The 13400-nt window shown below is 60.1% G+C and carries 12 protein-coding genes; 8 read left to right on the top strand and 4 right to left on the bottom strand.

Annotated features, from left to right (window positions below):
* Positions 1-8: 8 nt before the first annotated feature.
* The 3 genes from TK42_RS09195 (at position 9) to TK42_RS09185 (ending at position 3794) form a co-directional block, all read left to right on the top strand.
* Positions 9-887 (top strand): endonuclease/exonuclease/phosphatase family protein, encoded by an 879-nt coding sequence (locus TK42_RS09195; RefSeq protein ID WP_103734071.1) that lies wholly within the window; start codon positions 9-11, stop codon positions 885-887.
* Positions 884-2929 (top strand): GGDEF domain-containing protein, encoded by a 2046-nt coding sequence (locus TK42_RS09190; protein ID WP_103734070.1) that lies wholly within the window; start codon positions 884-886, stop codon positions 2927-2929. Before TK42_RS09195 ends, TK42_RS09190 begins: the two co-directional genes overlap by 4 nt.
* Before the next feature lie 88 nt (positions 2930-3017).
* Positions 3018-3794 (top strand): N-acetylmuramoyl-L-alanine amidase, encoded by a 777-nt coding sequence (locus tag TK42_RS09185; protein ID WP_103734069.1) that lies wholly within the window; start codon positions 3018-3020, stop codon positions 3792-3794.
* A 32-nt stretch (positions 3795-3826) separates the two neighbouring features.
* Here the strand turns inward: TK42_RS09185 and TK42_RS09180 are convergent, their stop codons facing one another.
* Both TK42_RS09180 and algB read right to left on the bottom strand, forming a co-directional pair.
* Complete coding sequence (locus TK42_RS09180; RefSeq protein WP_078822725.1) at positions 3827-5614, bottom strand: ATP-binding protein; 1788 nt, start codon at positions 5612-5614, stop codon at positions 3827-3829.
* Between the two features lie 10 nt (positions 5615-5624).
* Entirely contained in the window at positions 5625-6971 is a 1347-nt protein-coding gene (gene algB / locus TK42_RS09175; RefSeq protein WP_032878543.1) for a sigma-54-dependent response regulator transcription factor AlgB, read from the bottom strand.
* A gap of 392 nt (positions 6972-7363) precedes the next feature.
* On the opposite strand from algB, the gene TK42_RS09170 reads away from it, so the two are divergent.
* The 5 genes from TK42_RS09170 to TK42_RS09150 all read left to right on the top strand — a co-directional run bounded on the left by TK42_RS09170 (position 7364) and on the right by TK42_RS09150 (position 11762).
* The gene (locus tag TK42_RS09170; RefSeq protein WP_005783470.1) at positions 7364-7648 is read left to right on the top strand and encodes a hypothetical protein; all 285 of its coding nucleotides are present in this window, start codon (positions 7364-7366) and stop codon (positions 7646-7648) included.
* Positions 7649-7726: 78 nt separating this feature from the next.
* Positions 7727-7891, top strand: a complete 165-nt coding sequence (locus TK42_RS09165) for a DUF1328 domain-containing protein (protein WP_003187386.1) — start codon at positions 7727-7729, stop codon at positions 7889-7891.
* 2 nt (positions 7892-7893) lie between these two features.
* Entirely contained in the window at positions 7894-8361 is a 468-nt protein-coding gene (locus TK42_RS09160) for an inhibitor of vertebrate lysozyme family protein (RefSeq protein ID WP_103734068.1), read from the top strand.
* A gap of 741 nt (positions 8362-9102) precedes the next feature.
* Positions 9103-10434 carry a glutamate/aspartate:proton symporter GltP gene (gene gltP, locus TK42_RS09155; RefSeq protein ID WP_005783475.1) on the top strand — a complete coding sequence of 444 codons (1332 nt, stop codon included), beginning with the start codon at positions 9103-9105 and terminating at the stop codon, positions 10432-10434.
* Between the two features lie 98 nt (positions 10435-10532).
* Positions 10533-11762, top strand: coding sequence for a nucleoside recognition domain-containing protein (locus TK42_RS09150; RefSeq protein WP_005783476.1), 1230 nt, complete (start codon positions 10533-10535; stop codon positions 11760-11762).
* Positions 11763-11852: 90 nt separating this feature from the next.
* On the opposite strand, the gene TK42_RS09145 is transcribed toward TK42_RS09150, so the two are convergent.
* Positions 11853-12464 carry an ABC-type transport auxiliary lipoprotein family protein gene (locus tag TK42_RS09145; protein ID WP_103734067.1) on the bottom strand — a complete coding sequence of 204 codons (612 nt, stop codon included), beginning with the start codon at positions 12462-12464 and terminating at the stop codon, positions 11853-11855.
* Positions 12461-13399, bottom strand: a complete 939-nt coding sequence (locus TK42_RS09140; RefSeq protein WP_005783479.1) for an MlaD family protein — start codon at positions 13397-13399, stop codon at positions 12461-12463. Before TK42_RS09140 ends, TK42_RS09145 begins: the two co-directional genes overlap by 4 nt.
* Between the last annotated feature and the right edge of the window lies 1 nt (position 13400).

The following is a 13400-nucleotide window of genomic DNA, read 5'->3' as shown; positions in this document are numbered from 1 at the left end:
GGCCCGCCATGCGCCGTTGGGGTACCGAACGCGTCGTTGGCCTGCACGAGCCGCAGGTCAACGAACACCACCTGCAAGCCACGGGCCTGCCGGCAGACAGCCGCTTGCGCCTGCTCAGCTTCAACATTCAGGTGGGCAACAGTACCGAGAAATACCGGCACTACCTCACCCGTGGCTGGCAGCACGTTCTACCGCACAAGGGGCGTACCGGTAACCTGCAGAAGATCGGCGACCTGCTCAGCGACTTCGACCTGGTCGCCTTGCAGGAGGCTGACGGCGGTAGCCTGCGCTCGGGCTACATCAACCAGGTGGAGCATCTTGCCCAGCTCGGCGCGTTTCCGTACTGGTATCAGCAGCTCAACCGCAACCTGGGGCGCCTGGCACAGCACAGTAATGGTGTGCTCAGCCGCTTGAAGCCGACCGCCATCGAGGATCACCCGCTGCCGGGTCCGAAAGGTCGCGGTGCGATCCTCGTGCGTTTCGGTGAAGGCCCTGACGCCTTGGTGGTGGTGATGATGCACCTGGCACTCGGCGGACGTACCCGCAACCTGCAGCTTGCCTATGTGCGTGACCTGATTGGTAACTACAAGCACCAGGTGTTGATGGGGGACATGAACACCCATGCCAACGACCTGTTGCAGAATTCCCCGCTGCGCGACCTGGGCCTGTTGGCCCCGCAAGTCGAAGCCACATTTCCCAGCTGGCGCCCGCAGCGCTGCCTTGACCACATCCTGCTCAGCCCGAGCCTTACACTGGAAAGTGTGCGAGTGCTGGCGCAGCCCATTTCCGATCACCTGCCCGTCGCGGTAGAGATTCGTCTGCCGGGTTCGCTTACCGCTGATGCATTACCCGCGTTGAGCCCAGGCCCTCGCGGACCTCTTGCATGAGCGACGACGCCCAGCGCTGGAAAGAGAAATACCTCAAGAGCATCGAGCAACAAGACAAGCTCGAACGCCGCTGGGCCGCCCGCCTCGACCTGCTGCGCCGCGGCCTGGTGCGCAGCACGCTGGCGGCTGAAGGGACCGACCGCGCTGTTGATCAATGCATGAAAGAAATGCGTGATGTAGTGCGCACGGACGACATGGACGCAGCCCTCGCCGCGCTGTTGCCGCGCCTGGAAAAGGCTGTGCTGGATTCCGAGCAGCGCCGCGAAACCCGGGTTGACCAGATCAGCACCGCACTCACGGCCCTGGTTTCCCAGTTGCAAAGGCTTGCGTTGCCCCGCGAGGTGGCCCGCCCGCTGAAGGCCTTTGCCAAACAGCTCGATAGCCGCGTCGGCCAGGCGCGGGAGATACCGCTGTTGCTCAGTGAGCTAAGCAGCCTGCAAGGGCAGGCGCTGAATAATCTGGAGCCTGAAAGCGAAGCCTCACGCGTGGGTCCTGGGCTGCTGCAGCGCCTGTTTGGCAGTAAGGAGGCATCGAGTGAAGCGCCGCAGGTTGACGCTGCGCCACTGCCCACCGCGCAGGTGGCGCCGTCAAAGCCCGCTGCGCCGCCACCTTCGCCCGAGCCGCAGGAGCCCGTACAGTCCGAAGAGTTGACCCAGGCCTTGCGTGCCTTTGCACCGCAACCACAAACGCCGCTCGCTCCCGCATCGGAACTGGTAGCGCCGGCCCCGGTGGAAGCGGCTCGCGACACCTTCGCATTCGAGGCACCGCCTTCTGCAGCCCCGATTGCTTCACCTGTGCAGGCCCCTGAGCCGCCGATAGAAGAGCCGGCCCCTGAAAGCGCGCTCGCCGCCTTTATTGAAGCGCCGCAGGTTGAAGTCGACGCGCCGGATCAAACCAGCATAGGTAGCCTGTCTCTCCCGCCGGTGCTGGAAATTCCCGAGCCCGACGAACTGCAGTCCGATGGGATATACGCCCTGCCCGACTCGCCTGAGCCGTCCTACAGCTCGGTGGCCAAGCACATTGAAGATACGTTACTGGGCCTGTTGGAAGATCTGTCCCTGCCTGAACGTCACCGGCCCCAGGCCGAAGCCATGCGCGAGCGGCTTGCCCACGGCTTGAATTGGTACGAGCTGATCCCGATCCTGGATGACCTGGCGGTGCTGATGCTGGCGATCACCGACAGTGGCCAGCATGAGTTCGAGGCTTATCTCAAGCAACTCAACGAGCGCCTTGAGGCATTTCAGGGCCACCTGCAGGTTGCCAGCGAGGGCCACGCCGATAGCAGCCTGGCCGCGCGGGAGCTGGATACGCAGATTCGTGAACAGGTCGACGGGTTGCAAAGCAGCGTGCAGGAAGCCGCCGATCTGAGCAGCCTCAAGCAGGTACTCGAAAGCCATCTCGAAGGCTTGCTCGGGACCATGGACGAGCATCAGCAGCAGCGTGATCAACGTGAGCAGGAAGTGGCGGCGCGCCTCAAAACCCTGGCTGAGCGGGTGGCCAACATGGAGCAGGAAGCCCAGGGCTACCGTGAGCACCTGGAAGTACAGCGCCAGAAGGCCTTGCTCGATCCGCTAACCGGCCTGCCCAACCGGGCAGCGTGGAGCGAACGCCTTGATCACGAGGTCAACGCCTGGCATCAACGCGGCAACAGCCTGTCGCTGGCGATGCTCGACCTGGATCATTTCAAGCGCATCAATGATGGCTACGGTCATCTGGCGGGTGACAAGGTGCTCAAGATCATCGCCAACGTGCTGAGCAAGCGCCTGCGGCCCACCGACTTCATCGCGCGTTTCGGCGGTGAGGAGTTTGTGCTGCTGATGCCCGACTCAGCCTTGGCGGATGCCTTGGCTGTCGCTCAAGTATTGCGCGCGGCCATCGAGGCATGCCCGTTCCACTTCAAGGGCGAGCCGGTGACGATCACGGTGTCCATGGGCGTAGCGCAGTTTCAACCTGGCGAGCGTAGCGACTTGGCCCTCAAGCGAGCCGATGAAGCGCTTTACAGGGCCAAGGCAGCGGGACGCAATCAAGTGCAGGTGGCATAAAAAATGTTCCATTTTGTAATTTGACCGCCGGGCTAATTACGTTACGTTACACTGTTGCATTATCGTCTCTCAGTGTACTGCTCCTGCCATGAAATCCTTGTCTATCGCTTTTGTGTTTCTCCTGCTCGCCGGTTGCGCCAGCGGCCCGCGGCTGAATACCAGCCACCCTTCGGTGAACCACGACAACCGCGTGCAGTTCGTTGTCGTGCATTACACCTCTACCAACCTTGAGCGCTCGCTGGCGTTGCTGACCCATGGCCAGGTGAGCAGCCATTACCTGATCGGCGATGACGCCTCAGGCACCATCTACAAGCTGGTGGATGAAAGCCAGCGTGCCTGGCACGCGGGGGAAAGCGAGTGGATGGGGCGCACCTGGCTCAATTCCAGCTCCATCGGCATCGAGATCGTCAACCCTGGGTTCCGCGATACGCCGACAGGGCGCGTGTGGTACCCGTATTCCGAAGCGCAGGTGCAGTCGCTGATTGTGCTGCTCAAGGACATCAGCAAGCGTAACGGTATCGACCCCAAGAACATCATCGGGCATAGCGACATTGCCCCACTGCGCAAGCTGGACCCAGGGCCACTGTTTTCCTGGAAGCGTCTGGCCGCAGAAGGTCTGGCCGTCTGGCCGGATGCACAGGCCGTGGCCCGGTTCCAGGTGCAGTACGGCGCTCAGCTGCCGAGCATCACCTGGTTCCAGGAAGAGCTCGCTCGCCTGGGCTATCAGACGCCGCAGACCGGGGAGCTGGACGTGGCCACGCGGCACGTGATCGCCGCCTTCCAGATGCGCTTCCGCCCTTCATTGTTTGATGGCACTCCGGACGCTGAAAGTGCTGCGATCCTGCGGGCCTTGAACCAGCGCTGATTGTGTATAGGTAGGAGCGAGCAAGCTCGCTCCTACAACGGTAATGCCATATAGAACTGCGTACCCTGCCCTGGTCGTGAATACACGCCCATGCGGCCGCCGTGCAACTGCACGATCTCCTTGCACAGGGCCAGCCCCAGGCCTGCGCCGCCTTTCTTGCGACCCACCTGCACAAAGGGCTCGAAGATCCGCCCTTGCTGGCCATAGGCAATACCTTCGCCGTTGTCTTCAACGCTGATAATCACACGCTCGCCATGACGCCGTGCCTGCAGGCGAATCTGCCCGCCTTCGGCGGTGTGGCGCAACGCGTTGCCGAGCAAATTGTCGAGCACGCGCTCCAGTTGCACCTGGTCGGCATACAGTCGCGGCAACTCCGGCTGGGCTTCCACCAGCAACTCAATGTGCTGCGCATTGGCGGGTTCGGTAAATCGCGCCCGTGCGTGTTCCAGCAGGTCGGTCACATCGCAGGCCCCCAGGGTGAGTTTTTGCAGGCCGTTCTGGTAGCGCGAGAAGTTGAGCAAGTCGTTGATCAACTGCATCAGGCGCTGCATTTCTTCGTTGACCGTATCCAGCAGGTCCGCTTCACGGGAGTCGGCCGGGAACTTGGCTCGCTCGCGAAACAGGCCGAAGGCCATGTGCATGCCTGTCACCGGCGTGCGCAGCTCATGAGAGGCGCGTAACACGAACTCGCTACGCACTCGTTCGAAGGCGCGCTGTTCGGTGACGTCATGCAGCACCATCACAGCCCCCAGAATATGGCCCTGTGTATGGCTCACAGGGGTCAGGCTGTAGGTCAGCAGGCGCAGTTCGCCCTCGACCTCCACTTCCAGATCATCCGGCGCCCGCTCCAGGTTGCCGCCGCGCAGCACCAGTTGCAGTTGTTCATCCATCTCTGCACGACCCAGGGCTTCGCCCAGGCCTTGGCCAAGTCTCTCCTCGTCCCAGCCGAGCTGGCGCTGGGCTACCGGGTTGAGGTGCTCCAGGCAGCCCTGCCGATCAATCATCAGCAGGCCGTCATCAATACTGTCGAGCACGGCTTGCAGGCGCTGTTGGCCGGCCAGCAGTTCATCGACATTGGTGGCCTGATGCTGGCGCAATGCTTCGGCCATGATGCCGAAACGGCGGGTCAGCTGATTCATTTCCGCTGCTGAGGAGATAGGCAGCGTCACTTCAAAATCGCCCTGTCCGATCTTGTCGGCGGCTTTGGCCAGTGCCTCGATCGGTCCGCCAAAACGCCGCGCGATGCCATGGGCCGTGACAAAGCCAATGATCAACACTGCGAGGCCCACCAACCCGAGCAGCCCTGCAATCAATAACGCGCGCTCACGGGACTTGTGCTCGCTGGCGCTGATGTTCTCCAGTGCCTGCTTGTGATCGGCAATCAGTCCGTTGCGCAGTATGTTGAAGGTTTCAGTGATTTTTTCCTTGCTGCCCGGCGGCGGTGTTTCCTGCTGGGATTGGTCGAACGCTTCGAGCAGGTTCTGGTAGTCGGAGCGGGCCTGGCCAAAGCCATGGCTTTTACCGATCGACTGCTCATGGGCAACGCCTTGGTCCAGCAGGTCGAAATAATGCTGCTTGGAGGCCCTCAGGGCCTCAGGGTCGGGTCGTTTCTCCAGCATCATGATCAGCTGGTCGCCCAGGCTCTGACGCAATTTGAGTCCCAGATCCAGGGTGATGAAGTTACTGCGAATCAGCGATTCCTGGGTCTTGGCCATTTGCATGACGCTGACCAGGCCCAGGATCAATCCCAGCAAGGCCACGGTGATCAGCGCTGAAATGCTCAGAAATAACCGAGTGCGCAGTTTCATCGCGAGCTTCATAAGGTCCTGCTCACAGGTTGTACTGTTTGCGTTTGCGGTACAGGGTCGACGCGTCGATGCCGAGGGTGCGGGCTGCTTGATCCAGCGTGTCACTGGTGGCGAGCACGGCGCCGATATGGGCTTTTTCCAGCTCGTCCAGGCTCAACGCCGCGCCGATACGGGGCGCGTTGTTGGTCGGTTGCTCAGCCATCCCCAAATGGCTGATCTCTACCTTCTCCTGAGGGCAGATGATGCTGGCGCGCTCCACTACGTTACGCAGCTCGCGAATGTTGCCGGGCCAGCGATAGTTGAGCAGCGCTTCACGGGCCTGATCACTGAATCCGCGCGCGGGGCGGGCGTATTCCTTGACGAAGCGTGCCAGGAAGCGGTCAGCCAGGGTAAGGATGTCTTCACTGCGTTCGCGCAGCGGCGGCAGGTGCAGGGTGATGACATTGAGGCGGTACAGCAAGTCTTCCCGGAAGCGGCCGTCGCGCACCATGTCTTCCAGGTTCAGGTTGGTGGCGGCGAGGATGCGCACGTCGGCGCGGCGGGTGACTGGGTCGCCCACACGCTCATATTCCTTATCCTGAATGAAGCGCAGCAGCTTTGGTTGCAACGTGAGGGGAAAATCGCCGATCTCGTCGAGAAACAACGTGCCGCCGTCAGCCTGGTTAACGCGTCCCAAGGTGCTTTCACTGGCGCCGGTGAACGCGCCGCGACTATGGCCGAACAGTTCGCTCTCCATCAGCTCGGCGGTCAGTGACGGGCAGTTGATGGTCACGCAAGACTTCTTGGAGCGTTTGCTCCAGCCGTGAATGGCACGGGCCAGCTCACCTTTACCGGTGCCGGACTCGCCAAGGATCAAGATGTTTGCATCGGTCCCGGCCACCTGGCGCGCAGTTTCCAGTACCACCATCATCGAGGGGCTGTGAGAGTCGAGGCCATCCTTGGGCTGGCGCACTGCGCCTTCCAGGGCCTCCAGTCGCGCAGAGAGCTGGCGTACTTCCAGTTGCTTGGCGGTGGCCAGGCGCAATTGGTCCGGACTGCAAGGTTTGACCAGGTAGTCGGCGGCACCGGCCTGGATTGCGTCCACGGCGGTATCCACGGCGGAGTGGGCCGTGACGATCACCACACGCATCCACGGAGCCTGGATACGCATCTGCGCGAGTACATCCAGGCCGTTGTCCTCGCCCAGGCGCAAGTCCAGAAAGCACAGGTCAAACACCTGGCGCTGCATCAGGGCATCGGCCTGGGCGGCGCTGTTGGCGGTGGCAACGGTGTAGCCCTCGTCTTCCAGGCAATAACGGAACGTGCGGAGGATTGCGGATTCGTCATCCACTAAAAGAATGCGGCCTTGAAGCTCCTTGGCTGAATCCATCTGTCCCGCGCTCCTTAACTATTAAATAAGATGGTGTTTAGTCCCGGAATAATCGGGCAAGTTGCATGGTTTATTCTGATTCATAAAAGGCATCTTCGTGTAGGTATCTACACGCCTTCCTACAAAGCGCCGGCTGATAGCCTTTTTGTGCGTTATCGCGACTTCGGCAACTGAGCGTGCGCTTTCGATCCCCTGACCCGACCACTGGCCATCGTGCATTTCGCACGGCATCTAAAGAGGCATCGTGCAGGATGCTGGGTGCAACATCCTTGCATGTCACATAACCTATTGATTTTATTGTGTTTTATTTTGCAATAAAGCTGGCACGCAGTCTGCAATATCCCTCCCAAGAGTGTCATGAACGAATAATCAGAATGCGGGAGAACAGCAGCATGACTCGCCAAAGCCTCAGCCAATTGCGTGTATCGCCGCTGCGTATGCAGCAGGGCCTGTTTGCCAGCCTGGCCTTGATGGTCACGTTGATTGCCGGCCAGCAGATGCAGCACTGGCAGCAGAGTGAGCAGCCAGCCCCGCAATTTGAGCGTCCGGTGATGACCCAGACCCATTTCCGTTCCATTGGCAGCGCCAGCGCTAATGTAACTGCCCCGCAATTGAGCTTGGTCGATCAGGATTCCACTCTGGACGAACTGCCTGCTCAAGAGCGCTGGGTGTTCTAGGCAAGAACAAGTCGCTTGTGTTGAGCGACTGCACGGCACTACCGCTGTTACCCCTATAGAAGCATAAGGAGAATCACCATGTTGAGTTGGGCAATCACATTTCTGATCATCGCCATTGTCGCTGCAGTCCTGGGCTTCGGTGGTATCGCTGGCACCGCCACCGGCATCGCCAAGATCCTGTTTGTCGTCTTCCTGGTGATGTTCATTGCTTCGTTCTTCTTTGGTCGTAAAGGCCGAGGTTGAATATGACCACTCTGCCTTTTAAAGCCATTGCTGCCGCCCTGCTCTTGGGCGGCAGCAGCCTGGCGATGGCCGCCAATGACGGGCAATCCCGGGCGAACGAATTGCTCAATTCGGATCCGCAATACCGTGAAACCTGGCAGGGCGTAGTGAAGAAAGAAGAGCGTCTGCCGGAATGGGTGATGAACCTGTCCGGCACCGCTGAGCAAATGAACGCTGTCGAGGAAGATGGCGACAAGTACTTGGTCGGGCCGCTGTGTGAAACCGCGGATACCTGCCGGAGCAAGCGTTTGATCGTGGCCTTCAGTTTCGATAAGGAAGATGCCTACGCGATGTTGGTGGAAGTCCCAGCCGGTTTGCCGGCCGACAAGTCCCCGACACGGCATGCCGATTACCGTTTCCTCGGTAAGCCGGATGAAGGCATGCAAAAGCTGTTGATGGAACAACTGAAGAAAGATCCGAATTGGTACTAGGTTCCGTCTGAGACGGAGCCAGCGTCCATAGAAAGAAGCCCCTGCGCTTCTTTCTGTTTGCATCACTCGCCAAGGGTGGTGCATGACCAGGGGGCCGGGTTGCTCTGATCGATCAAGATCGGCGTGACCTACGGGTACAGGGAGTGCCTGCGAAAGGGCCGGGTCAGGCGAAAAGCTGCGACGCAAGTTCACAAGTCCTCAAGCTTGCTGAACTTGCGGCGGGCTTATGACTCTCATGCCCGCGCTTGGCTCTCGCTTCATGGCTCTCGCTTTATGCCTCTCATAGTCGCAATTTTGCTTTTTGCCTCTCGCCAACCATTACCGGGTATGTCGACGCGACCATCTATCGAGAAATTTTCAGACGCGCCATAGGACATTTCCGGTGCTAGGTGATGGATTTCTCACGCATTTCTGCCAAACGTTGCAAGTCGTTCAGTATCACTGAGCGAGCCTGATTTGGCCGCCTCACGGCATATTCACCCGCCTGAATGGCGTATTCGAACTGACCGTTTGGACAATTATTTTCAAAAAAAGCCATGCCGATTCGGCATAGGGTAGGCGTTTACGGCATTAGACGTCGCTCCCTTGCATGGGAATAGTTGCGCCTTTTTTCGCCTACCAGTAAGCCATTTCGGCCACGCTGCGGTGACCTTCCATGGAGGCTGATGCACACACTTTTTCGCTTTCGAGCGTTGCAGCTGGCGCATTTGCCATAAGTCCACTTGAAGTAAGGGTAATGACATGAAGAAGGCAAAGCTAAGCCTCGCCTGGCAGATCCTCATCGGTTTGGTACTGGGGATCGCAATCGGTGCAGTGCTCAACCATTTCAGTGCTGAAAAGGCCTGGTGGATCAGCAATGTATTGCAGCCGGCAGGCGATATCTTTATCCGCCTGATCAAGATGATCGTGATCCCGATTGTGATTTCCTCGCTGATCGTCGGCATTGCCGGTGTGGGCGACGCGAAAAAGCTCGGTCGCATCGGCGTCAAAACCATCCTTTACTTCGAAGTGGTCACTACCATCGCCATCGTGGTTGGCCTGCTGCTGGCCAACCTGTTCCACCCGGGCGCCGGCATCGACATGAGTACCCTGGGTACCGTCGACATCTCCAAGTACCAGGCCACCGCCGCCGAGGTGCAGCATGAACATGCGTTCATCGAAACCATCCTCAACCTGATCCCATCGAACATCTTCGCGGCGGTTGCCCGTGGTGAAATGCTGCCGATCATCTTCTTCTCGGTGCTGTTCGGCCTGGGCTTGTCGAGCCTCAAGCCTGAGCTGCGCGAGCCGCTGGTGACCATGTTCCAGGGCGTGTCCGAGAGCATGTTCAAAGTCACTCACATGATCATGAAGTACGCCCCTATCGGCGTGTTTGCCCTGATCGCGGTGACCGTCGCCAACTTCGGCTTTGCCTCCCTGCTGCCGCTGGCCAAGCTGGTGATCCTGGTTTACGTCGCCATTCTGTTCTTCGCCTTCGCGGTACTGGGCCTGATCGCCCGTCTGTTTGGCTTCTCGATCCTGAAAGTGATGCGCATCTTCAAGGATGAGCTGGTACTGGCTTACTCCACCGCCAGTTCCGAAACTGTGCTGCCCCGGGTGATCGAGAAGATGGAAGCCTACGGCGCGCCGAAGGCGATCTGCAGCTTCGTGGTGCCGACCGGTTATTCGTTCAACCTCGACGGTTCGACCCTGTACCAGAGCATCGCGGCAATCTTCATTGCCCAGCTGTATGGCATTGACCTGTCGATCGGCCAGCAACTGATGCTGGTTCTGACCCTGATGGTTACCTCCAAAGGTATCGCCGGCGTGCCGGGTGTGTCCTTTGTAGTGTTGCTGGCTACCCTGGGCAGCGTGGGCATCCCGCTGGAAGGCTTGGCGTTTATCGCCGGTGTCGACCGTGTGATGGACATGGCGCGTACCGCACTGAACGTGATCGGCAATGCCTTGGCCGTATTGGTCATCTCCCGTTGGGAAGGCATGTACGACGACGCCAAGGGCGAGCGCTACTGGAACTCCCTGCCGCACTGGCGCAGCAAGGAAGCGTTGCCGGCCGGCGAGACTACTCGCGGCTGATAGCACGATTGCGCTGACACGAACCCCGGATAATTCCGGGGTTTGTCGTTTCTGTCAGCCCCGCTATCATTCGCCCCATCTTTCGGGGGATTCAACTGATGCTAAATGGCCTGTGGCTTGGCTTCTTTGTCGTGGCAATGGTGTCAGCACTGGCGCAATGGCTGGTGGGCGGTAACGCCGGGATTTTTGCGGCGATGGTCGAAAGCATTTTCGCCATGGCCAAATTGTCGGTGGAAGTCATGGTGCTGCTGTTCGGCACCCTGACCTTGTGGCTGGGCTTTTTGCGCATCGCTGAAAAAGCCGGGATCGTCGATTGGCTGGCCAAGGCGCTCGGCCCGTTGTTTCGAAGGCTGATGCCGGAAGTGCCTGCCGGTCACCCTGCCATCGGCCTGATCACCCTCAACTTCGCCGCCAACGGTTTGGGCCTGGACAACGCCGCCACGCCCATCGGCCTGAAAGCCATGAAGGCCTTGCAGGAACTCAACCCCATCCCCAACACGGCGAGCAACGCGCAGATCCTGTTCCTGGTGCTCAATGCGTCCTCGCTGACCCTGTTGCCGGTGACCATCTTCATGTACCGCGCCCAGCAAGGCGCCGCCGATCCGACGCTGGTGTTCCTGCCGATCCTGCTGGCCACCAGCGCATCGACCCTGGTGGGCCTGCTGTCGGTGGCGGTGATGCAACGCCTGCGGTTGTGGGACCCGGTGGTGCTGGCTTATCTGATTCCTGGCGCGTTGGTGCTGGGCGGCTTCATGGCGCTGCTGGCGACACTCTCGGCCACGGCGCTGGCCGGTTTATCCTCGATCCTGGGCAACCTCACGTTGTTTGGCCTGATCATGCTGTTTCTGGTGATCGGCGCGTTGCGCAAGGTCAAGGTGTACGAGGCCTTCGTCGAAGGGGCCAAGGAAGGCTTCGACGTGGCCAAGAACCTGTTGCCCTACCTGGTGGCGATGCTGTGTGCGGTGGGCGTGTTGCGGGCCTCGGGGGCGTTGGACTTCGGCCTGGAAGGGATTCGCCATGTGGTGGCCTGGACGGGCATGGATACACGGTTTGTCGATGCGCTACCGACTGCGATGGTCAAGCCTTTCTCCGGCAGTGCGGCACGGGCGATGCTGATCGAGACCATGCAGACCCAGGGTGTGGACAGCTTCCCGGCCTTGGTGGCGGCGACAATACAGGGCAGTACTGAGACCACCTTCTATGTGTTGGCGGTGTACTTTGGTTCGGTGGGCATCCAGCGGGCTCGACATGCCGTCGGTTGTGCGTTGCTGGCGGAGTTTGCCGGTGTCGTGGCGGCTATTGCGGTGTGCTACTGGTTTTTCGGTTAAGGCTTAAATTGCCATTGCAGGCAAGCCAGCCCACATTTTGATTTGTGAATACAATCAAAAGTGGGAGCTGGCTTGCCTGCGATGAGGCCCTCAGCGTCTAGGTGCTGTATTGCCCTGCGCCACTACCCAATCCACCACCTGCTTATTCAACTGATCCCCGGCCTGGCCAAAAGCAGCCACCACCGCTGGCACCTTGGTATCACCCACCGGCTGCCTTACCTCAAACCGCCGGCTGGCAATAATCCGCTGATCGCTGCCGCGCACCAAACGCGCATCCAGGCGAATCACCACCTCCACCGCGTCACCCCGGTATTCACTTTGAAACGCCTGCAACTGCCCGCCCAACTCATAGTCGGCTTGCAGGTTGGTCTCGTCAGTACTCAGCAGCGTTACCCGTCCATCGCGTTGGAAGCCGTCCAGCAGGCGGTTGCGTAAGAGTACCGGCGCCGGGTCGCTCCAGCGTGAGTTCGCATAGCTGCTGATCAGGTTGCCGTCAGGCACCACGGCAATGCGTGGACTGTCGAGAAACTCGCTGGTCTGGGGTTTGGCTACGCGCAGCGACCAACTCACCGGCGTGCCTTGGGTGGTTGGTTGGGTGGACACCAGGCGGTACACGTCTGACGGGTCAGGCTTGGGCAGAATCGAGCAGGCGCTGAGCAGTGCCAGGGCCACAGGGGCGATCATCAGGTAAGCACGCTTCATGGCGTGAACTCCTTGTTCTTGTCACTGCCCAGCAGGTAACCGCTGGGGTTGGCTTCCAGGCGACGGGAGATGGCGCGCAGCGAACCGAGGGTTTCACGCAGCTCACGCACCGCTGGCGCCAGTTCGTTGAGGCCCTGCATACCGCTGTTCACCGAGTCCTGGTTGTTGGTCAGCAAGCTGTTGATGGTGGCGGTGCTTTGTTCCAGGGATTTCATCGCCTGCTCGGCGCTGCCGAAGGCTTGCTTGCCTTGCTCGTTGAGCAGGCCATTGGCGCTGCGCATCAACACGGTGGTTTGTTCCAGCGCGGCACCCGCCTGTTTGCTCACCTGCATCAATTGCTGCATTACCACCTTGATGTCGCCGCGTTGCTCGGCGATGGCACCGGTGGTTTGTTGCAGGTTATCCAGGGTGTTGCTCAAGCGTTCGACGTTTTCCCGGGAGAACATGTGGTTGGCGTTGTGCAGCAGCAGGTTGACGCTGGTCATCAGGTCGTTGCTGTTATTGAGCAGGCGCGCGATGGGCGATGGCGAGGCGATGATTTCCGGCAGGTTGCCGTTCTTGCCCTTGAGTTCCGGGCTCTGCGGGGTGCCGCCGCTGAGCTGGATGATCGAGGTGCCGGTGATGCCGGTCAGCGCCAGCTTGGCCTGGGTGTCTTCCTTGATCGGCGTCTGCCCGGCCAGGCGGATGCGGGCGAGGACGCGACGCGGGTCTTTGGGGTCCAGGCGCAGGCTGGTGACGTCGCCTACCTTGATCCCGCTGTACTGCACCGCACTGCCTTGGGACAGGCCGCTGACCGCTTCGTTGAAGATCACTTCGTAATCCTGGAAGGCGCTGTCGACGCTGGATTTGGCCAGCCATAGGCCGAAGAGCATAGCGCCGACCACCACAATTACGCTGAACAGTCCGATCATCACATGATGGGCTCGGGTTTCCATG

The sequence above is a fragment of the Pseudomonas sp. GZJR-8 genome, from assembly GCF_002916705.1.
GTDB classification, from domain to species: domain Bacteria; phylum Pseudomonadota; class Gammaproteobacteria; order Pseudomonadales; family Pseudomonadaceae; genus Aquipseudomonas; species Aquipseudomonas synxantha_A.
Note: the sequence above shows the minus strand (reverse complement) of the source record. Positions and strands in the feature narration are given on the sequence as shown.

Excerpts from the sequence above, each read along its gene's own strand:
- TK42_RS09140 (WP_005783479.1), bottom strand. The coding sequence starts at position 13,399 with ATGGAAACCCGAGCCCATCATGTGATGATCGGACTGTTCAGCGTAATT.
- TK42_RS09150 (WP_005783476.1), top strand. The coding sequence starts at position 10,533 with ATGCTAAATGGCCTGTGGCTTGGCTTCTTTGTCGTGGCAATGGTGTCA.
- algB (WP_032878543.1), bottom strand. The coding sequence starts at position 6,971 with ATGGATTCAGCCAAGGAGCTTCAAGGCCGCATTCTTTTAGTGGATGAC.
- TK42_RS09195 (WP_103734071.1), top strand. The coding sequence starts at position 9 with ATGCGCCGTTGGGGTACCGAACGCGTCGTTGGCCTGCACGAGCCGCAG.
- TK42_RS09160 (WP_103734068.1), top strand. The coding sequence starts at position 7,894 with ATGACCACTCTGCCTTTTAAAGCCATTGCTGCCGCCCTGCTCTTGGGC.
- TK42_RS09145 (WP_103734067.1), bottom strand. The coding sequence starts at position 12,464 with ATGAAGCGTGCTTACCTGATGATCGCCCCTGTGGCCCTGGCACTGCTC.
- TK42_RS09165 (WP_003187386.1), top strand. The coding sequence starts at position 7,727 with ATGTTGAGTTGGGCAATCACATTTCTGATCATCGCCATTGTCGCTGCA.
- TK42_RS09170 (WP_005783470.1), top strand. The coding sequence starts at position 7,364 with ATGACTCGCCAAAGCCTCAGCCAATTGCGTGTATCGCCGCTGCGTATG.
- TK42_RS09180 (WP_078822725.1), bottom strand. The coding sequence starts at position 5,614 with ATGAAGCTCGCGATGAAACTGCGCACTCGGTTATTTCTGAGCATTTCA.
- gltP (WP_005783475.1), top strand. The coding sequence starts at position 9,103 with ATGAAGAAGGCAAAGCTAAGCCTCGCCTGGCAGATCCTCATCGGTTTG.
- TK42_RS09190 (WP_103734070.1), top strand. The coding sequence starts at position 884 with ATGAGCGACGACGCCCAGCGCTGGAAAGAGAAATACCTCAAGAGCATC.
- TK42_RS09185 (WP_103734069.1), top strand. The coding sequence starts at position 3,018 with ATGAAATCCTTGTCTATCGCTTTTGTGTTTCTCCTGCTCGCCGGTTGC.